This window comes from Burkholderia sp. JP2-270 (genome assembly GCF_003233675.1).
GTDB lineage: Bacteria > Pseudomonadota > Gammaproteobacteria > Burkholderiales > Burkholderiaceae > Burkholderia > Burkholderia pyrrocinia_C.
On sequence record NZ_CP029826.1, the window covers coordinates 284,631 to 305,395 of the forward strand.

Sequence of the window (20,765 nt, forward strand, 5' to 3'; positions counted from 1 at the left end):
CGGCATCTCGCCGGACACCGGAGCCGTTCATTCGACGCGCCGCATTCAACCGACCCGTGCTTCCCCCTGCCGCTCGGCTTCGCCCTCATCCGCCGCCGTGCGCGCGAGCACCGGCTTCAGCGCATGCCCCGTATGGCTCGCGCTCACCTTCGCGAGCGCCTCCGGCGGCGCGGCCGCGACGATCGTGCCGCCGCCCACGCCGCCTTCCGGCCCGAGATCGATGATCCAGTCGGCTTCCGCGATCACGTCGAGGTCATGCTCGATCACGACGACGCTATGCCCCGCATCGACGAGCCGATGCAGCACGCGAATCAGCTTCGCGACGTCCGCCATGTGCAGGCCGACCGTCGGCTCGTCGAGCACGTACAGTGTGTGCGGCGCCTTCTGGCCGCGCCGCGTGATGTCGTCGCGCACCTTCGTCAGCTCGGTGACGAGCTTGATGCGCTGCGCCTCGCCGCCGGACAGCGTCGGCGACGGCTGACCGAGCGTCAGATAGCCGAGCCCGACATCCTTCATCAACTGCAGCGGATGCGCGATGTTCGAGATCGGCGCGAAAAACTCCACCGCCTCGTCGATCTCCATCGTCAGCACGTCGCCGATGTTCCGGCCGCGCCACGTGACCGCGAGCGTCTCCGGATTGAAGCGCTGCCCGTGGCACACGTCGCACGGCACCTTCACGTCGGGCAGGAAGCTCATGCCGATCGTGCGCACGCCCTGCCCTTCGCACGCGGGGCAGCGCCCGTCGCCGGTATTGAACGAGAAACGCGACGCCGTATAGCCGCGGGCGCGCGCTTCCAGCGTGTCCGCGAACAGCTTGCGGATCGTGTCCCACACGCCGATATAGGTGGCCGGGCACGAACGCGGCGTCTTGCCGATCGGCGTTTGATCGACTTCGAGCACGCGATCGATCTGCTCCCAGCCGCTCAACGACTCGCAGCCCTGCCACGCATGCGTGACGTTCAGCGACGGCCGCGGCGCGCTGCGCGCGAGCACGCTCGAACGGCGGTTGGCCGCCGGCGCGTCCTGCTGCGCGGCCTTGCGCGCGCGCCGCGTGGCCGGCGACGACAGCACCGAGCGGCCGACCGCATCGAGCAGGTTCGTCATCAGCACGTCGCGCGCAAGCGTCGACTTGCCCGACCCGCTGACGCCCGTCACCGCGACGAGCCGCGCGAGCGGAATGCCGACCGTGACGTCGCGCAGGTTGTGCAGCCGTGCGCCATGCACGGTCAGCCAGGCTTCCGGCACCGCGGCCCCGCCCTTCTTGCCCGGCAGGCTCACGCCGCGGCGCGTTTGCAGCGGATGCGTCATCGGATGCGCGAGCAGGCGCCCCGTCACCGAATCGGACTGCGCGGCGAGATCCGCGACCGCGCCCTGCGCGACCAGGGTGCCGCCGCGCTTGCCGGCGCCCGGGCCTACGTCGATGATGTGATCGGCGCGGCGAATGGTGTCTTCGTCATGCTCGACGACGACCAGCGTATTGCCCTTGTCGCCGAGCTTGCGCAGCGCGTCCAGCAGGATCTGGTTGTCGCGCGGATGCAGGCCGATCGTCGGCTCGTCGAGCACGTAGCAGACGCCCTGCAGGTTGCTGCCGAGCTGCGCGGCGAGCCGGATGCGCTGCGCTTCGCCGCCCGACAGGCTCGGCGCCGCACGGTCGAGGCTCAGGTAGCCGAGCCCGACTTCCTCGAGAAACGCGAGGCGGCTGCCGATCTCGCTGACGATGTCGCGCGCGATCTGCGCGTCGCGCCCGGTGAGTTCCAGCCCGTCGATCCAGCGCCGCGTGTCCGACACCGTCCACTGCGCGACCTCGACGATCGGATGCGCGTCGAACGTGACCGCGCGCGCGGACGGGTTCAGCCGCGTGCCGCGGCAATCCGGGCACGGCTCGTTGCCGACGCCTTCCGGTTCCTGCTCGTCCGACGGCAGCGTCTGCTCGCGGCCGCGGCCGTCCTCTGCGAGCACCGTGTCGTCGTACGCGGCGCGCTGCTCGCGCGTGAGCGTGACGCCGGTGCCGACGCAGGTCGTGCACCAGCCGTGCTTGCTGTTGTACGAGAACATCCGCGGGTCCAGCTCCGGGTAGCTCGTGCCGCACACCGGGCACGCACGCTTGACCGACAGCACCTTGACCGCACCGACGCGCGCGGTCGAACGATCGTTCTGCATCGCATCGTGCAGCCCGTCGAGCGGCGCGAGCAGATGCATCACGCCCTTGCCGAGTTCGAGCGTTTCGTCGAGCACGCGCCGCAACTCGGCCTCGTGGTCCGGAGACACGACGATATCGGCGACCGGCAACTCGATCGTGTGCTCGCGGAAGCGGTCGAGCTTCGGCCACGGATCGACCGTGACGAACTCGCCGTCGACGCGCAGATGCGTGCTGCCGCGCGCCTTCGCCCACTTCGCGAGATCCGTATACACGCCCTTGCGGTTGACGACGAGCGGCGCGAGCAGCCCGACGTGCTCGCCGCGATGATCGCGCAGCAACTGCGCGGCGATCGATTCGACGGATTGCGACGTGACCGGCGTGCCGTCGTGGATGCAATGCTGCAGGCCGAGCTTCACATATAGCAGCCGCAGGAAGTGCCAGACTTCGGAGGTCGTCGCGACCGTGCTCTTGCGGCCGCCGCGCGACAGCCGCTGCTCGATCGCGACGGTCGGCGGAATGCCGTACACCGCGTCGACTTCGGGGCGCCCGGCCGGCTGCACGATCGAGCGCGCATATGCATTCAGCGATTCGAGGTAACGGCGCTGGCCTTCGTGGAACAGGATGTCGAACGCTAGCGTCGACTTGCCGGAACCCGATACGCCGGTGATCACGTTGAACTTGCCGTGCGGGATGTCGACGTCGAGCGACTTCAGGTTGTGCTCGCGTGCGTTGACGATACGCACGACATCCTCGCCTTCGATCGCACGGCGCTCGCGCGCGGCGTTCAGCACCGCCTGCAGCGGCACGCCTTCGTCGGCGAGCGGCGCTTCGGCATCCATCGCGCGATCGTATTGCAGCAGCGCCACGCCGGTATGCGATTCGGCGCACGCCTTCACGTCGTCGGGCGTGCCTGCGCACAGCACGCGGCCGCCGCCGTCGCCGCCTTCCGGGCCGAGATCGATCAGCCAGTCGGCCGCGCGGATCACGTCGAGGTTGTGTTCGATCACGATCAGCGAATGGCCGGCCGCGAGCAGCTTGCCGAACGCCTGCATCAGCTTCGCGATGTCGTCGAAGTGCAGCCCGGTGGTCGGTTCGTCGAACATGAACAGCCGCGCACGCGCGACGCGCGCTTCTTCCGTGACGACCCGGCGGCCGTTGACCGCCGCCGCGGATTCGGCAAGGAAGCCGGCCAGCTTCAGGCGCTGCGCCTCGCCGCCCGACAGCGTCGGCACCGGCTGGCCGAGCTTCACGTATTCGAGCCCGACGTCGACGATCGGCTGCAGCACGCGCAGCACCTCGGCGTCGGTCGCGAAGAACGCGGCCGCTTCGCTGACGGTCAGGTCGAGCACGTCCGCGATGTTCAGCGCGCGCCCGTCGCGCTCGATGCGCACTTCGAGAATCTCGGCGCGGTAGCGGCTGCCGTCGCAATCCGGGCAACGCAGGTACACGTCGCTCAGGAACTGCATCTCGATGTGCTCGAAGCCCGAGCCGCCGCAGGTCGGGCAACGGCCGTCGCCCGAGTTGAAGCTGAACGTGCCGGCGCCGTAGCCGCGCTGCAATGCGAGCGGCGCCTTCGCGAACAGCTTGCGAATCTCGTCGAACGCGCCGACATAACTCGCCGGGTTCGAACGCGTGGTCTTGCCGATCGGCGACTGGTCGACGAACACGACATCGCCCACCTGGTCGGCGCCCGTCAGGCTGCGGTACGCGCCCGGCGACTCGGTCGCCTTGCCGTGGTGCCGCGCCATCGCCGGATAGAGCACGTCCTGCAGCAGCGTGGATTTTCCGGAACCCGACACGCCCGTCACGCACACGAGCCGCTGCAGCGGAATCTCGACCGTCACGTCGCGCAGGTTGTGCTCGCTCGCGCCGTCGAGCACGATGCGCGGCGTATGCGCGTCGACCGGCCGGCGCGCCCAGTTCGACGCATGCGCGACGTGCTTGCGGCCGCCGAGGTATTCGCCCGTCAGCGTATGCGCCGAACGGATGTCGCCCGGCGTGCCGTCGTAGACGATCGTACCGCCGCGCTCGCCCGGGCCAGGGCCCATGTCGATCAGCCGGTCGGCCGCGAGCATCACCGACGGATCGTGTTCGACGACGACCAGCGTATTGCCCGCGTCGCGCAGCCGCTGCATCGCCTCGACGATCCGCGTGAGATCGCGCGGATGCAGCCCGATGCTCGGTTCGTCGAGCACGAACAGGGTTTTCGTGAGCGATGTGCCGAGCGCCGTCGTCAGGTTGATCCGCTGCACCTCGCCGCCCGACAGCGTGCGGCTCTGCCGATCGAGCGTCAGGTAGCCGAGCCCCACGTCGCACAGGTATTTCAGGCGCGTGCGCACTTCGGCGAGCAGCAGCTTCAGCGCATCGTCGAGCAGCGCGCTCGGCAGGCTGACTTCATCGAAGAAGCGCCGGATGCGCTCGATCGGCAGCAGCATCAGGTCGTGCACGGTCAGGCCCGGCAGCGCTTCGAGCTGCGCGCGGCTCCAGTCGACGCCGCGCGGCATGAAGCGGCCGGCCGGCGCGAGCACGCCGTCGGCGTTTTCTTTCGAGCCGAGCCGCCATTGCAGCGATTCCGTCTTCAGGCGCGCGCCGCCGCACACGTCGCACGGCGTGTAGCTGCGGTATTTCGACAGCAGCACGCGGATATGCATCTTGTACGCTTTCGATTCGAGGTAGCCGAAGAAGCGCTTCACGCCGTACCACTGGCTCTGCCACTTGCCGTTCCAGTCCGGCGAACCGTTGACGACCCAGTCGCGCTCGGCGTCCGTCAGCTCGGCCCACGGCACATCGCGCCGGATGTCGGCCTTCGCCGCGTAGCGCATCAGGTCGTCCTGGCACTCCTTCCACGCGGGCGTCTGCATCGGCTTGATCGCGCCGCCGCGCAGCGTCTTGCGCGCGTCGGGAATCACGAGGCCGAGATCGACGCCGATCACGCGGCCGAAGCCGCGGCAGGTTTCGCACGCGCCGTAGGCCGAGTTGAACGAGAACAGCGCCGCCTGCGGCTCCGCGTAGCGCAGGTCGCTGTCGGGATCGTGGAGCCCGGTGGAGAAGCGCCACACCTGCGGCTCCGCGGCCGTGCCGCCGGCGTTTTCCGGCTCCGCCGCGAGCACGTAGACGTTCACGCGCCCGCCGCCGCGCTTCAGCGACGCCTCGATCGCCTCGACGACGCGCACCTTGTCGGCCTGCTGCACGCGGAAGCGGTCGGCCACCACGTCGAGCACCTTGCGCGGCCCGGTGGGCGACGCGACTTCGCGCTGCGCCTGCACGCGCGTGTAGCCGCTCGCTGACAGCCACTGCGCGACTTCTTCGTCGGACGCCGAATCAGGCAACTCAACCGGGAACGTGACGACGACGCGCGGATCGTCCGCCTGCGTGCGCGCGACGAGCTCCGCGTAGATCGTCTCCGGCGTGTCGTGCCGCACCCGCCGCGCGGTCTTGCGGTCGAACAGCTCGGCCGCGCGCGCGTACAGCAGCTTCAGGTGATCGTTCAGCTCGGTCATCGTGCCGACGGTCGAGCGCGAGCTGCGCACCGGGTTGGTCTGGTCGATCGCGATCGCGGGCGGCACACCGTCGACGCGATCGACCTGCGGGCGGTCCATCCGGTCGAGAAACTGCCGCGCGTACGCGCTGAAGGTTTCGACGTAGCGCCGCTGGCCTTCCGCGTACAGCGTGTCGAACACGAGACTCGACTTGCCGGAGCCCGACGGGCCGGTGACGACCGTCATTTCGCCGGTGCGCAGGTCGAGATCGATATTCTTGAGGTTGTGCTGACGTGCTCCGCGAATGCGGATCAGATTGCTGGATGACAATTTGCCTGCCCGTCTGAATGAGTTAGCCAGAGTTCACGGTGCCGGAACGCTGCGGCGGATGCCCGCAGGCGCGGCGCACGCGCCGCCCAGGGTCGCACCTGGGCGGCTCGATTTCGACGGCTACTATACTGTATATTCATACAGTTTTCCATGGCCGGCGCGGATACCCCGGCAACGCGTCCGGTCATTCCGGCTTCGGCTTGAACGCGTTGGGCGTGCGTCCGCGCGTCGTGGGCCTGACCGGTACGCTGCGCCCATACTCGTTCCACCACGCTGTCAGCGCTTCCATCGTCGGCCCGAGACCGCGCGCCTTTGCGGTGATCGCGTATTCGACGCGCGGCTGCACTTCCGCGAAAACCGTGCGGGTAATCAGGCCGTCCGCCTCGAGCTCCCGAAGCTGCGCCGTCAGCATGTGCTGGGTGATGCCCGGAATCGCCTTTCGTAGTTCTCCAAAGCGATAGACGCGCTGGTTGAGCAGCCACATGATTTCCAGCTTCCATTTTCCCGACAGCAACACGAATGCGCGCCGCATTTCGTCGTGCATGTTCACTTCATCGGCGCCGTTCTCGTCGATCGTCGATCTGCCGGTCGGGCAACTGCAGCGAAACTTCGAACTCGGGCCCGTTGCGTACCTGAGAATGATGCAGGCAGCCTATCCGCACCTGAAAGCGAGCGGCGAAGGACGCGTGATCAATTTCGGGTCCATGGCCGGCGTCATGGGGCTGGCGGGGTACGGTCCGTACAACATGGCGAAAGAAGCGGTTCGCGCGCTGACGAGAACCGCCTCACGCGAATGGGCCGCCGACGGGATCACAGTCAACAACGTCCTGCCGCTGGCGCAGACGTGGGGCGCGGACACCGACGTGCCGCCGCCGACCAATCCGCTCGGCCGCTTCGGCACGCCGGACGACGACATCGCGCCTGTCGTCCTGTTCCTCGCAAGCAGGGATGCACGGTTCCTGACCGGATACAGCCTCACGCCGGACAGCGGCGCGATCATCGACAGCGCGCGCTGAAGCGCGATCGACGGGAAGCCGCTTCAATCGCCGGCAGCCGTCGCATACGCGACGCATCGGCGCGCAAGAACCTCGGTCGGATCGATCAGCGTTGCCCGCACGCCGTTCCGCGCGGTGTATTCGCCGCCCGGAAGAAGGATAGGCAGCTCCGTGCACCCGAGGACGATCACGTCGATACCCTCGGCAATCAGCGCGTCGACCGCGGCGCCGATATCTTCTTCGCACTGTCCGGTCGTGAAGCCGGCCTTGACGCCATGCTTTCCGTAAATCGCTTCCATCACGCGCGCCTGCAACGCCGGCGCCGGTGCAACCTGTCTGAGCCCGTGCGATTCGAGCGCCTTTTTGTACACGCCGCTTTCGATCGTGCCCGACGTTGCCAGTACGCCGACATCGCGCAGCCCCGGATACGCGTCGCGCAGATGAGCGACGGTGACGGTCAGCATGTTTACGATCGGGATGCCGAGGTACGGTTGAATCCGCTCGACAAAAGCATGCGCGGTATTGCACGGGATCGCGATGATGTCCGCATCGCCGTCCTCGAGCTTCTTGCACGTCGCATACAGGGAGATCGTGGGATCCGTACCGGCATCGACGAGGTTCTCCGTCCGATCGGGAATCTGCGGATTCTGTTCGACCAGCAGCTTGATGTGATCCTGGTCGCGCGAAGCCGGCGTGTTGCGAACGATCTTGTGCAGGAAGTCCACCGTCGCGGCCGGCCCGACGCCGCCGACGACACCGATCTTGAACGTCGATGCGCGGGCGTCGCACCGTGCCGAGACAACGTACTGCGCATACGCCAGATTGGAGTCGATCAGCGGTATCCGCCGAGGGCCGATTTCGTCGGCGACGAGCGCGATCTCCGTCAGCCCGGGAACGATGACCTGGGCCCCCTGATCCGCCAGATCCTCGCATGCGTCGCGCAGCAGTTCGATCGGCCGGCCGCAAAGATTGCCGCGCTTGATGCCGTCCGGCCCGTAGATCGCTTCGGTGACGAGATCGATATCACCGCGCGGCCGCGGATGGACGATCTCGAACTGCGGCGACGGGAAGTACCGGTCGAACAGTCCGTTGGCCCGCACATGGTCCGAAGCCAGCACACCGATACGCGTGGCGCCAGGATACTTCCGCTGCACGTGGCTGCGGACGGCTTCCACGATATCCACGATCGGCAGGCGCGTATTCGCCTTCAGTTCGTCGATGAAGGTGTGGCTCAGAAAACACGGCAGCACCACCGTCGTCACGCCGCGTTTCTCGAACCCGCGGATCATGTCGAAGACATAGAGCTTGCGCCCGGTCGTCGCCGCGCTGCCCGAACCCGAACCCCTGAACGGGTATTGCTCGAAGATCAGGTCGATGTGCTCTTCGTCGGACGACGCGGGCGTTGCCTTCACCAGCTTGAAGAAGACGTCGGTGCTTCCCAGCGGCCCGAGGCCGCCGACCACGCCGAATTTCCGCCGCGTATCCGCGATTTCCGCGCGCTTCATGCGTTCAGCTCCGGCCGGTCGAACGCGGCGCGGCTCGGCTTCGCCGCCCGCCCGCCTTCCCACTTCGCGATCACGGCCGTCGCGACGCTGTTGCCGATGACGTTCGTCATCGTACGGCCCATATCGAGAATCTGATCGATCGCGAGGACCATGGCCACGCCGGCGGCCGGCAGATGGAACATCGGCGCGACGGCAGCGACGACGACCACCGATCCGCGCGGCACGCTTGCCATGCCCTTGCTGCTCAGCATGAGAATCAGCAACATGGCTATCTGCTGCGACAGCGGCATGTTCACGCCGAACGCCTGCGCGATAAAGATCGCCGCAAACGCCTGATACATCATCGAACCGTCCAGGTTGAATGCGTAACCCAACGGAAGCGTGAAGCCCACCACCTTCTTGTCGACGCCGAACTTCTCCAGCTGCTCGGTCAGGCGCGGATAGGCCGCCTCGCTGCTCGCGGTCGAGAACGCGATCAACGCGGGTTCGCGCACGGCCTTCAGCAGGCTCCCGACGCGCCGCCCGAGAAACGCATAACCGGCGCCGATCAGGATCATCCACAGGATGAGCAGCCCGAGATAGAACGAGCCGATCAGCTTTCCGTACGTATAGATCACATCGAGCCCGCGAAGCGTGACCGACGAAGCGATGGCACCGAAGACGCCGAGCGGCGCCGCGCGCATCACGTAGTTCGTCAGGCGCAACATCACGGGCACCATGCCGTCGATCGACTGGATGACGATGCCGACACGCTTGTCGTTCTTCAGTGCGCTCAGCGCGATGCCGAGAAAGACGGAAAAAACGAGAATCTGCAGGATATCGTTGCGCGCCATCGCATCGAGCAGGCTGGTCGGGAACGCATGCGTGATCACGTCCCTGGCGTTGAGCGCGGCCGTATTCAGGCCGACATTGACCTCGCCCGCGGTCTCCGTGAGCTTCAGGCCGGCTCCCGGCTGCAGCGCATTGGCCATGACCAGGCCGAGGCTCAACGAAATGAGCGATGCGCAGACGAACCACCCGATCGAGCGCAGGCCGATGCGCCCGACGTCGTCGCCGCTGTCCATTCCCGCGAGGCCGGAAACGAGCGTGACGAACACCAGCGGCGCGATGATCATCTTGATCAGTCGCAGGAAGATGTCCGTCATGATCGAGAAGTAACCGGCAATCGTCTTGAGCGTGCCCGGGTCCGAGATGCCCGTGTGACACGCATAGCCGGCGACGACGCCGAGAATCATGCCGACTGCGATGCTTAGGGTAAGGCGATTTTTCATGTCCATCCGTCCGTGGGTGGCGCCCGGCCCGGCCGCCGGAAGGCGGCTGTCGGGCGCTGGAATGAGCGCAGGTGACGCTGGCCGCGCGTCACATTTGCCGTTGGAACGAATGGTAGGGAGGGTCAATAAAACCGTGATGCCGGTCCATCATGGCGGTATGCGAGCACCGCATAAGGCGGGAAAACCCTAGCCCGGCGGGGCAGCGGCGGCGCGCAGATGCTGCCAGAGCGTCTCCAGGAACTCGCTGCGATTGGACGCGTCGCGATATACCCGCAGCTCGACTTCGAGGTTCCATGCCGCCGGCCCGGCCGGCAAGAGCTCGCCGGTCGCGAGTTCGGCGGCGATTGCGCTCTTCGGCAGCCACGCCACGCCCTCGCCTTCCATCACGAGCTTTTTCAGCACTTCGGCCATATCGGACTCGTAGTGCAGTTGCAATGCCGGCGCCTCCGGTGCGCGACCGAGCAGCAATGCGAGACACCGCCCGAAGTAGCTGGTTTCCGTATATGAAATAAGCGGCAGCGGGTGCTGTTTCGTGCCGGGAAGGCGAAACGCGGGCGCCGATCGGCGGTTGGGCCTGCAGGCCGGCATCAAGGTGTCGAGGCCGACTGTCAGATGCTCGTACCTGACCGGATCGAGATGGAGCGGAAGCTCGGGATGGTGATAGGCAAACATCAGCTCGCAGTTTCCGTTGACGAGCATCAGGATCGAATCATGGACGTTCGTGGGAATGACGCGTGCCCGCACCTCGCCGAAATGCGGCGCAAGCGCCTTGAGCCACGCCGGCAGGAAACTCAGCGCGATCGTGTGACCTGCTGCGATCTGCAAGCTCTTGCCGGCGATTCGCTGCTCGGTGCGGATAATCGCCCGGGTGTCGAACAACCGGCCGAGCACATCTTCCGCCGTCTCGCGAAACAGTCGTCCGGCCGGCGTCAGCACAGGCGGAAAGCTGCTGCGGTCGATCAGTTCGGCGCCGATCCACTGTTCGAGCGACTGGATCCGGCGGCTGAAACCCGATTGCGTGACGTTGCGGAACTCCGCCGCCCGGGAAAAGCTCTGGTATTGAGCGAGGGCGATGAAATCCTCGATCCATTTGATTTCCATGTTTGCCTTCGAGGTCCACAACCGGATCGACCTGCGGGTGACCGGCGTAACGGCGCGGGTGCGGAAGGCAAAAGCTTACGAGCGTCGAGCGCGATTCGTCAAACGGCCCGGTTTTATCGCCACGTCGACGTCCTGCCGCAACACGCCGTCGACCATGGCCACCGGATACGGGCCTCTTTACGATGATTCGACGTTCGCCGAAGCACGATCCCGATCGCGCCCGGGCCGGGCCGGGCAAACAGCGACCGTGACGCTGAACGATGCCCGTCGCAACGGGCGCCGATGCACGAACGGCATCGGCGCCCGCCAGGTGCCGGGCAGACAGGTCACGCGGCGTCAGCCCTCCTTGCCCGCCGCCCCCTTCCCGCCGAAGGCTTCGCACTCGGGCTTGTCCCACCGCGTCTTCACGACGCGGTTATCCGAATCGAACTGAACCTGGTACTGGCAGGTCGCGACCTTCCCGCCGTCGCGGAACTGGAACAGGTAGTTCCACGTCCGCACGTGAAAGATCCACTCGTGGAAATGCGGCGGGCCGAGGAGTTCGTAAAGCTGGTTCTTCGTCACGCCCGGCTGGACTTGCGCGAGGTTCGCGCGATTCGGATACGTGCCCTCGGGCAGCGTGGCCGTATCGGCCGACGGGAACGGCGGATCGCCCTGCTGCGTGGCGCATCCGGTCAGGCCGGCGACGGCGAACAGTGCCGCGGCCGCGAACTTAGCAATGTGTGCGTTCATGTTTGGCATCGTCTGAATGGAATGGAAACGGCGCGGTTCGCGGCTCACCACTGATACCCGGCACCGACCACGGCGCCATACGTGCCGCGCGTGTTGGTCGAGACGGCCGCCTTGTAGATCCAGTGGTTGTTCTCCGAAATCGTCGAAATACCGAGCGCCTGCCCGGACTGGCCGCGATACACGCTGCCGGCCAGCGCGACCATGCTCTTGCCAGGGCCGGACGGCTGCGGCAGGCCGGCCACGGCCATCGCCGTCGCGGTGCCGCCGTCCGCATCGCGGCGGTAGCTGTCGAGGCTGTTGCGCAAGCCGGCGACCTGGCCGTCCGTGTAGCTGTTCGCCTGCGACAGCGTGTTGCCGACGCTGGCGTTCAGCTGGTTCACGTTGACCGCATCGGTGCCCTGCGTGCCGGCCGCGACGTTCACGACCTGGCGCGCCGAGTCCGCCGAGCCGACCGCGACGACGTTCGAGCGGCCGCCGTCGTTGCTGCCCGTGCCGATCGCAGCCGAGTTGCTGCCCGACGCGGTCGACCCGACCCCGATCGCGGTCGAGCCGTTGCCGGACGCCAGCGACCCGTTGCCGACCGCCGTGCTGTTCGAGCCCGATGCGACCGCACCCGAGCCGCCGGCCGACGAGTTCGACCCGGTCGATCCCGGCGGCACGTTGGAGCCGGCCGGATTCGACGTGTACGAACCGCCGAGGTTCGACGTGCGCTGGTTGATCAGCGTCGTCAACTGGTTGGCGACCGAATCGAGCTGCGACACGTTCACCGCGTCGGTGCCGCTCTTGCCGGCCGCGAGGCCGGTGATCTGCCGGTTGCCGACGTTCACTTCGCCGGCCGACGACTGCGGGCTGCTCAGCCCGTACGCGATGTAGTTCGTCTGCGCGCCGACCGTGGTCAGCGAACCCGCGCCGAGCGCGACGCTGTTCGCCAGCGTCGCCGACGCGCCGGCGCCGAGCGCGAGCGCGTCGGTTGCGTTGCTGCGCGCGCCCGATCCGATCGCGACGCTGCCGACGCTGGCCGCGACCGCGTTGGCGCCCTGCGCGACCGACTGCGCGCCGGTGGCCGTCGCGCCGCTGCCGAGCGCGATCGCATCGGCCTGCGCGGAACTCGCCGCCTGCCCGATCGCCACGCCGCCCGGCGCGGTGGCGTCGACGATCGCACCGTTGCCGATGCCCACGCCGTTATCGCCGTTGACAACCGTCGTCGGGCCGACCGCGATCGACTCCGCACCGACCGCGAGCGAGTCCACGGCCGTCGAGTTCGCATGGAAATACTTCTGGCTCGTGACCGCGAACGACTGCAGCGCGCCGGCCAGTTGCCGCACGGTCACGGCATCCTGCTGGCCGGTGCCGTCCGCGACGTTGGTGATCTGGCGATACGTCCTGCTCGTCGCGTCGCCGACCGATACCGCGCCCAGCAGCGTCTGGTCGGTCGTGTTGAACGGGATCGATGCGCTGCCGTTGCGGATCACGCCGGAAGCCGGCACCGTCGCGCGATCGGACACCGAGCCGGCGCCGAGCGCGATGCTGCCGTCCACCCTCGCGACCGCATTCGGACCGATCGCGACGCTGTCGACGCCGAGCGCCTGGCTGTCCGGCGCGGTCGAGTTCGCGTGGAAATACTTGGTGCCGTGCGCGTTGATGTTGTCGATCGCCGAGCCGACGTTGTTGTTGATCGTCGTCGAGCCGTCGCTGTTGTACGTCACATACGACGGCGCCGAGATCGTCCCGGTCGTCGGATCGTAGGTGGCCCCGCCGCCGATCGCGCCGGCCGTGCTGTTGCCGAGATTGGTGTTGTTCGACGCGATCGAGCTGAGGCCGGTCGACAACGAACCGATACCCGTCGACGTCGCGGTCGACAGCGACGTCAGGTTGCTGTTCGTGCTCGACAGGCCGGTGGACAGCGAGCCGACGATCGTCGACGTGGACGTCGACAGCGACGTGATCGAGCTCGCCGTCGAGCTGAGGCCGGTGGACAGCGAACCGATGCTCGTCGACGTGGCGGTCGACAGCGACGTCACGCTGCTGTTCGTCGTGCTCAGGCCGGTCGACAGCGAAGCGACGCCGGTGGACAGCGAACCGACGATCGTCGAGGTCGACGTCGACAATGATGTGACCGCGCTGTTCGTGCTCGACAGGCCGGTGGACAACGAGCTGATGCCCGTCGACGTGGAGGTCGACAACGACGTGACCGTGCTGTTGGTCGAACTCAGGCCGGTCGACAGCGAACCGACCACCGTCGACGTGGAGGTCGACAACGACGTGACCGTGCTGTTGGTCGAGCTCAGGCCGGTCGACAGCGAACCGACCGCCGTCGACGTGGAGGTCGACAACGACGTGACCGTGCTGTTGGTCGAGCTCAGGCCGGTCGACAGCGAGCTGATGCCCGTCGACGTCGACGTGGACAGCGACGTGATCGCGCTGTTCGCCGACGACAACCCCGTCGACGTGGAGGTCGACAGCGACGTGACCGTGCTGTTGGTCGAACTCAGGCCGGTCGACAGCGAACCGATGCCCGTCGACGTCGACGTGGACAGCGACGTGATCGCGCTGTTCGCCGACGACAACCCCGTCGACGTGGAGGTCGACAGCGACGTCACCGAACTGTTGGTCGAGCTCAGGCCAGTCGACAGCGAACTGATGCCGGTTGAAGTCGACGTGGACAGTGAAGTAATCGAGCTATTGGCCGACGACAACCCCGTCGACGTCGAAGTGGAAAGCGAAGTCACCGAGCTATTGGTCGAGCTCAACCCGGTCGACAACGACGACACACCCGTCGACAACGACGTAATGCTCGACACCGTTGACGTCGACAGCGACGTGACCGCCTGATTCGTCGCATCGAGCTGCGACCCGTTGATCGCGTCCGTGCTCGCCGAATTGATGCGCCCGGCCGCGACGTTGGTGATCTGGCGTTCGGTGCCCGACGCGCCGACGCTGACGACGCTGGTCGGCGTCGTGCCCTGGAAGGTGTACGTGACGCCGCCGATCGTCGCGCTCGACGTCGGATGCGGTGCTGCCGTCGTCGAACCGGAGCCGAGCGCGACATCGCCCGCGTTGTTCGCAACCGCCGACGCGCCGAACGCCACCGAGCCCGCCGCCGCGGCCGTCGACGTGTTGCCGAGCGCAAGCGAGCCGACACCCTGCGCGTTGTTCGAATTGCCGATCGCCACCGCGCCGTCGCCGTTCGCCGTGTTGTTCGAACCGGCCGTGACCGCGCCGGTGCCGATCGCGGTGCTCGGGTCGCCGATCGCCACCGCGCCGTTGCCGCTGACCGTCTGGCCCTGGCCGAGCGCGACGGCGCCGGTACCCGCCAGCACCTTCGAGTTGTTACCGCCGGCGATCGAGCCCGCGCCCGCGGCGGCGGCGACCGAGTTGGTGTCGCCGATCGCGATGGTGGATCCCGCGGCTGCAACGCTGTTGATGCCGATTGCGGTCGAATTGATGGCCGAAGCCGTCGCACCGGGGCCCAATGCGGTCGCCGATATGCCGGTCGCGCGCGCGAGATTGCCGAACGCGACGGCGAACTGCTGCGTCGCGGTCGCCTGCACGCCCATCGCGGTCGAACTGATGCCCGACGCATTGGCGCTCAGGCCGAGCGCAATCGACTGGTCGGCGCCGGCCGTCGTGTTCGAGCCCAGCGCGATCGAGCTGGTGCCGAGCGACTGCGTGCCCGATCCCGGCACGCCGGCAACGCCGCCCCAGCCGATCGCGATCGACGAGCCGCCCTTCGCGCCGCTGTTGACGCCCATCGCGACGCCGGAATTGCCGGACGCCAGCGCGCCGCTGCCCACCGCAACGGCTGCCGCGCCTGAACTCGTCGACTGGTTGCCGATTGCGACGGTCCCCGTATCGGTGGCATGCGACGCGTAGCCGAGCGCAATGCTCTGAACCCCCACCGCGCTCGATCCGAGACCGAGCGCGGCCGCATACTGGCCGGACGCCAGCGCATTGTTGCCGAGCCCGATGGCGGCAACGCCGGTCGCGGCTGCGCCACTGCCGATCGCCACCGCTCCGCTTTGGGTCGCGCTCGAGAGATTGCCGATGGCAACCGAATAGCTGCCTGAACCGATCGCCTGCACGCCGAGCGCCGCGCTATTGACGCCGGTCGCCTGCGAGTTGATGCCGACGGCCGTCGAACCGTCGGCCATCGCGTGAGCGCCCGGGCCCAGCGCGGTGGCGGAAACGCCCGCTGCCGTCGACAGGTTGCCGAATGCGGTGGAATTCACCTGCGTCGCGGCCGAACCGTTACCGACCGCTATCGAACTGGCGCCGCCGGTTGCCGAACCGCCGCCCGCCGAATACTGCGCATGCGCGGCAACATGGAACAGGCCGAGATACACCGATGCCATCAGCACTGCCAGCCGCCGTAGCGACGGAGCGGCAGGCATTCCCGCGTGTGTCGCCGCGCCCACGATCGCGGTACGTTCCGCCGCGCTACTCGACGACGCAACGCGCTTGCCGCGCGCACGGTCAAGCTCCGACGCCGCAACCCAGGCCCCCAATGCTTCGTTCCAGATCGACTTGAACGACTTGTTCATCTTGTCTTCCCTCGGTTCTCATGTGCTGGATGACGCAACAGCGAACGCAACGACAAGCGACGACGCATCCCTCTGCGTTCCCGCCTGTCCTGCGACGCTCCGTTCTTCACTTCGTATAGCTAAATAAACGCTCGAACAACGCTTCACGACATTCCCGATCGCCATCGCGATCGCGCGAACGCACGCCGCACGTGCGCTTCGGCACGATGCGCGACGACGATCGCCGGTTATCGAATCATGGAAGCCGACCTCACAGGAAAAGCGGCGACGCGATATACCGCGCACCGCGAATCCGCGCGCGTGCGCCGTCGCACCGAACCTGCGGCGACCTCGAATCTCATGGGAAAGCGTCGTTCAGACGCCGGATGGACGGATGCCGGCCCAGACCCCGGGGCGGCCCGCCGTGATTCATTCAGGAGGAGGATGGAGCTGCGTAGTCCCCGGGTTTGAAGCATGCGCCGCCGGTTCGCTCGAACCGGTGCGTCGACCTGCCGTGCCTGTCGTGCTCATATTTTTCGTGCCCGCCTGATTCGATAGCTCACCTCGCGCGACCGCGCCCGGACGAACCAAATCGCCGGGCCGCCAACGCGAAGCCGCTGCCTCTTTCCGTTCGGCCGCCAAACGCACTTTCCGGATTTCCGGAAAAGAACCGATGGCTAGCCGAACGACCCCTGCATCGAATTAATCGATCGAATTTCCTTGACGATTTTTTCTTGCTCGATGCTTCAACCCAAAAAAACTTCACAGCCTTCCGATTTATCTTATATATCAACACACTCGGAGAATTATGAAGTTTGCATTACCCTCGCGCCAGTTATCCGCCCGCTGCAGAACGCCCAAACTCTGAGAATTCCATCATTCAATGTCACATTGAATATCGCATGACTCCAGATGCGACAGCGCAAGAAGTCCGCGCAAAACCAGTCTCCTCGAAGAACCGATTCCAGCCGCGCCGGGGCTAGTGTGCAGGGATTCGTCCACGCAAACCTTTTCCCGAGCGGACAAACCCTTTTCCCGAGCGGATGACATTTACATTCATACAATCCGGCACGAAATCCGATTTCTCCGAGAAAGCAATTCTGACCGGCCATCGATAAAACCTTAATCAGACAAGCCTCGAATCAGTGCATTCAATTTATGTCGAATGACACCAACTTTCGACACAAGACGCCCGAATTCATCGACCGGGCCATTTCAACAATGATAATCCCCGGACCGGAAATAAAGACCGATATTAAAAGTTAATTCGGCATGTTTTTCCACCTCTTTTGCTTTCCGCCGAACGCCGCTGCCGGAAACGCGTCACACCCCGCCGGATATGCCCACACAGGCCGCACGGAATCCTCACAATCGGCGCTGTTGTCGACATATAATTTTTTGCAACAATCGCGCGCATAGCGATGCTTTCCGCCCGTCAGGCCCATCTCCCTACCCGTCCGCAACCATGTCATCCCGCTCGTCCAGCCCGGCGTCGCTTCGCTCCACGCCGGATCTCGCTGACGCACATATTCTCGTCGTCGACGATCGCCCGAACGACCTGCGGCTCCTGACCGAGATCCTGCGTGCCGCGCGGTGCCGGATCAGCGTCGCGTTCGACGGCCTGCAGGCCTATCACCGTGCGCAGGCCATCTCTCCCGACCTGATCCTGATGGACGTGCGCATGCCGCGCATGGACGGGTTCGCCGCGTGCCGGCTGCTGGCGTCGACGCCGTCGACGCAGTCCATTCCGGTGATCATCCTGACGGCCGCGGGCGATCTCGAGGACCGCATCGCGGGGCTCGAAACCGGCGCGATCGACTACATCGTCAAACCGTTCGAACCGGCCGAAGTGATTGCGCGGATCCGCAATCACTTGAAGCGCGCGCGGCGCAGCCAGCCGTTTGCGCACCTGCCCGAACTGCCCGACAACCCCGACGCAGCCGTCGTGCGCGCGGCGAGCGAGGTGCTGCTGCGCAACCTGCGCCATCCGCCGGCACTCGAGGATCTCGCCAAACAGGTCGGCACGCACGAAAAGCGCCTGTCCCGCGTGTTCCGCGACCATCTCGGCCAGACGGTGTTCGAGTATCTGCGCGACACGCGCCTGCGCGCCGCGATGCACTTTCTCGCGGAAACGTCGATGGGGATCGGCGACATCGCCGAGGAAATCGGCTTTTCCACGCCGGGCAATTTCGCGACGGCGTTCCGCGAACGCTTCGGCATCACCCCGTCCGACTGGCGCCGCCAGCGCCATGCAGTCAATGCGCCACCCGCGCCCGGGGAGCACCATCACGATGCGTAGGCGATACGCGGCATGGGCAGCCGGATGTCGCGCGTTGCTGCTGCTTCTGATGGCGATCGCCGTCACCTGCGCGACGGCCCGGGCCGCGTCTGCGCCCAATCCCGCGCAACTGGAAGCCGTGTCGGTTTTCGAAGACGCGAGCACGGCGATGTCCGTCGATCAGGTCGCCGCGCGGCACGCCGATCCGTTACGCAGTGGATCCGCAGCAACCACGCCATCGTTCAACGTCGAGTTTTCCCGGTCGGCATGGTGGGTCCGTGCGACGCTGGCCAACCGCGGCAGCACGGTCCGCCCGCTGGTACTGGTGTTGCGCGACGCGCGCGTCGACCATGCCGCCTTCTATCTCCACCGGAACGGCCAGTGGACACTCGCCAGCCGCTTCCCCGCCGCCGATGCCGACGGCGATGCAAACCGGCAGCCATCGCGGTACCCGGTACTCGACGTCACGCTGGGCGCCGGCGAAAGCATCCCCGTGCTGATCCGCGTCACATCGCGCAAGGAAATGCGGCTCGCGCCGGCCGCGTTCACCCGCGAAGCATGGAACGCGCAGGAGTCGCGCGCCACGATGTGGGACTTCGGTTTCTTTGGCGGGTTGCTCGCGCTCGTGTGGTGCGCGCTGCTGATCGGGTTCTTCTCGCGCAGCGGCATGTTCCACGCACTCGCCGCGACGGCGCTGGGCACGATGCTGTTCGAAGCGACGTACCGCGGATACACGGCGCTGGCTCTGTGGCCCGCCGCGCGCGAGTGGTCGGCGCGCGGCGAGGTGATCTTCGCGTACCTGGCGGTCTCGCTCTTCATCGTGTTCATTCTGTTGGTCGCGCATCGCGAGAAGGCGCGGCTCCCGGTGCGCGCCGTCTACATGACGATCCTCGGCCTCGAATGCGCGGGAATGGCCGGCGCCGCCTTCGGCGACCTGCTGACCTTCACGTGGTTCTGCCTGCGATTGAACACCGTGCTGGGGATCGTGAACGTCGGCATCGCGCTGACGCTCGCGATCCGCCGGACGCCGACCGGCCGCGTGATGCTGATCGCGATTACGCTCGCCTGCTTCAACATCCTGCTGCGCACGCTCGACGGCATGGACGCGCTGCCGCCGTTCCTGTTCTGGCTCCAGTCCGATATCTATCCGAACCCCGTCATGGCGATCATCGGGCTCGCCACGCACCTGCTGGTGCTGGCCGCGTGGATCCACCACGTGGGCCGTCAGCGCACCGCGGCCAGAAAACGGCTAGAACATTTCCAGCTCACCGAACAGGATCGCCTGCGCGACGAAGTCGCGAGGCGCACGGTCGCGCTCAACGACGCGCTGCAGCAGGTGACGACGCACATGCAGCAGAAGATCGAGACGCTCGGCTATGTCAGCCACGACCTGCGCGCGCCGCTGTCCACGATCAACGGCTACGCGAAGCTGCTGCTGCAAAGCGCGACGCGCAGCCAGGCGCGGCTGATCCGGTCGATCGACCGCAGCATCCGCTACCAGCTCGCGCTGATCGACGAACTGCTCGCGTTCACGAAGGCCGAGCTACAGCCGCTCGGCGTGTCGCCGGATACAACCGACCTGCCCGGCCTGCTCGACGACATCGGCCACTACGCGGTCGCGCTGTGCGCGCAGCAGCACAACCGGTTCGTCTACCGGCCGGCCACGCCGCTGCCGCGCATGGTGTCGATCGACGGGATGCGGCTGCAGCAGGTGCTGCTGAACCTGCTGTCCAACGCGTCGAAATTCACGCGCGACGGCACGGTCACGCTGTCGGTTCATGCGGCGCGGGAAGGCGATGCGTGGCGCCTCTTGTTCGAGGTCGCCGATACGGGGATCGGGATCGACATCAGCGGAACGCGCGACATCTTTCGCGCGTACCAGCAGGTGCAGGCCGTGAACGGCGGAACCGGGCTCGGCCTGTTCATCGCGCAGCGTATCGTCGACGCGATGGGCGGCGAACTGGCCGTCTCCAGCCGGCCGGGCGTCGGCACGTCGTTCTCGTTTCCGATCGTCGCGCCGGCCGTCGGGCACGCGCTCGTGCCGGCGTCGGAACTCGTCCGGCGGTTTGAGCCGGCGGACGATGCCGAACCAGAGATCGCCGCGCCCTTGCCGCACGGCCCGTCCGACGATGCGCTCGACGAGCTGATCCGGCTCGCCGGCGAGGGCCGGCTCACCGATATCGAAGAGTGGCTCGGCCAGTATGCGGACGAGCCGGAGCACGCGGCCTTCGTGCAGGCGATGCGCGAGCACCTCGACGCGCTGGACCTGCACGCGATCCAGAAGCTCGCCGGTTCGCTGAAACGCGCGCGCAGCGCGGATGCGTCGTTCGACGTCGAAACGGACGCGGCCGGGCCGGCCTGATCACGCGGTGGCCCATCGCTCGACCGCTATTCGCGGCGGCCGCTGCCCATCG

10 protein-coding genes and 2 pseudogenes are annotated in these 20,765 nt (G+C 66.7%); 3 read left to right on the forward strand and 9 right to left on the reverse strand.

Translation table 11 applies throughout. The features are described from left to right. Positions 1-45: 45 nt before the first annotated feature. Entirely contained in the window at positions 46-5,949 is a 5,904-nt protein-coding gene (gene uvrA, locus DM992_RS33980) for an excinuclease ABC subunit UvrA (RefSeq protein ID WP_111020673.1), read from the reverse strand. Between the two features lie 184 nt (positions 5,950-6,133). Next, the gene (locus DM992_RS33985) at positions 6,134-6,493 is read right to left on the reverse strand and encodes a helix-turn-helix domain-containing protein (protein ID WP_111020674.1); all 360 of its coding nucleotides are present in this window, start codon (positions 6,491-6,493) and stop codon (positions 6,134-6,136) included. Between DM992_RS33985 and DM992_RS33990 the strand changes: the two genes are divergently transcribed. Beyond that, positions 6,492-6,965, forward strand: coding sequence for an SDR family oxidoreductase (locus DM992_RS33990; RefSeq protein WP_239511518.1), 474 nt, complete (start codon positions 6,492-6,494; stop codon positions 6,963-6,965). The two genes, DM992_RS33985 and DM992_RS33990, sit on opposite strands and share 2 nt — an antisense overlap. Positions 6,966-6,988: 23 nt before the next feature. Here DM992_RS33990 and DM992_RS33995 read toward each other — a convergent pair whose 3' ends face one another. The 7 genes and pseudogenes from DM992_RS33995 to DM992_RS34015 form a co-directional block, all read right to left on the reverse strand. Continuing rightward, positions 6,989-8,449 carry an amino acid racemase gene (locus DM992_RS33995; RefSeq protein ID WP_111020675.1) on the reverse strand — a complete coding sequence of 487 codons (1,461 nt, stop codon included), beginning with the start codon at positions 8,447-8,449 and terminating at the stop codon, positions 6,989-6,991. After that, entirely contained in the window at positions 8,446-9,720 is a 1,275-nt protein-coding gene (locus tag DM992_RS34000; RefSeq protein WP_111021588.1) for a dicarboxylate/amino acid:cation symporter, read from the reverse strand. Before DM992_RS34000 ends, DM992_RS33995 begins: the two co-directional genes overlap by 4 nt. Positions 9,721-9,906: 186 nt before the next feature. Then, on the reverse strand, positions 9,907-10,821 hold the full coding sequence (locus DM992_RS34005) for a LysR substrate-binding domain-containing protein (protein ID WP_111020676.1): 915 nt from the start codon (positions 10,819-10,821) through the stop codon (positions 9,907-9,909). A 336-nt stretch (positions 10,822-11,157) separates the two neighbouring features. Continuing rightward, positions 11,158-11,553, reverse strand: a complete 396-nt coding sequence (bamE, locus tag DM992_RS34010) for an outer membrane protein assembly factor BamE (protein ID WP_111020677.1) — start codon at positions 11,551-11,553, stop codon at positions 11,158-11,160. Between the two features lie 44 nt (positions 11,554-11,597). Beyond that, complete coding sequence (locus tag DM992_RS43590) at positions 11,598-11,975, reverse strand: YadA-like family protein (RefSeq protein WP_343212488.1); 378 nt, start codon at positions 11,973-11,975, stop codon at positions 11,598-11,600. Between the two features lie 97 nt (positions 11,976-12,072). Continuing rightward, positions 12,073-12,546: pseudogene (locus DM992_RS43595) on the reverse strand (hypothetical protein); the annotation flags it as partial. Next, a pseudogene (locus tag DM992_RS34015) lies at positions 12,465-16,094 on the reverse strand (ESPR-type extended signal peptide-containing protein); the annotation flags it as partial. The pseudogenes DM992_RS43595 and DM992_RS34015, both read right to left, overlap by 82 nt. 1,444 nt (positions 16,095-17,538) lie before the next feature. On the opposite strand from DM992_RS34015, the gene DM992_RS34025 reads away from it, so the two are divergent. Together DM992_RS34025 and DM992_RS34030 are read left to right on the forward strand one after the other, a co-directional pair. Next, positions 17,539-18,372, forward strand: a complete 834-nt coding sequence (locus tag DM992_RS34025; RefSeq protein ID WP_034182376.1) for a response regulator — start codon at positions 17,539-17,541, stop codon at positions 18,370-18,372. After that, the gene (locus tag DM992_RS34030) at positions 18,365-20,713 is read left to right on the forward strand and encodes a sensor histidine kinase (protein ID WP_111020679.1); all 2,349 of its coding nucleotides are present in this window, start codon (positions 18,365-18,367) and stop codon (positions 20,711-20,713) included. Before DM992_RS34025 ends, DM992_RS34030 begins: the two co-directional genes overlap by 8 nt. Positions 20,714-20,765 lie beyond the last annotated feature (52 nt).

What these genes read in the sequence shown, in the direction of transcription:
- DM992_RS33990 (WP_239511518.1), top strand. Translation starts at nt 6,492, where the DNA reads ATGTTCACTTCATCGGCGCCGTTCTCGTCGATCGTCGATCTGCCGGTC.
- DM992_RS33985 (WP_111020674.1), bottom strand. Translation starts at nt 6,493, where the DNA reads ATGCACGACGAAATGCGGCGCGCATTCGTGTTGCTGTCGGGAAAATGG.
- DM992_RS34030 (WP_111020679.1), top strand. Translation starts at nt 18,365, where the DNA reads ATGCGTAGGCGATACGCGGCATGGGCAGCCGGATGTCGCGCGTTGCTG.
- DM992_RS34005 (WP_111020676.1), bottom strand. Translation starts at nt 10,821, where the DNA reads ATGGAAATCAAATGGATCGAGGATTTCATCGCCCTCGCTCAATACCAG.
- DM992_RS34000 (WP_111021588.1), bottom strand. Translation starts at nt 9,720, where the DNA reads ATGAAAAATCGCCTTACCCTAAGCATCGCAGTCGGCATGATTCTCGGC.
- DM992_RS33995 (WP_111020675.1), bottom strand. Translation starts at nt 8,449, where the DNA reads ATGAAGCGCGCGGAAATCGCGGATACGCGGCGGAAATTCGGCGTGGTC.
- bamE (WP_111020677.1), bottom strand. Translation starts at nt 11,553, where the DNA reads ATGAACGCACACATTGCTAAGTTCGCGGCCGCGGCACTGTTCGCCGTC.
- DM992_RS34025 (WP_034182376.1), top strand. Translation starts at nt 17,539, where the DNA reads ATGTCATCCCGCTCGTCCAGCCCGGCGTCGCTTCGCTCCACGCCGGAT.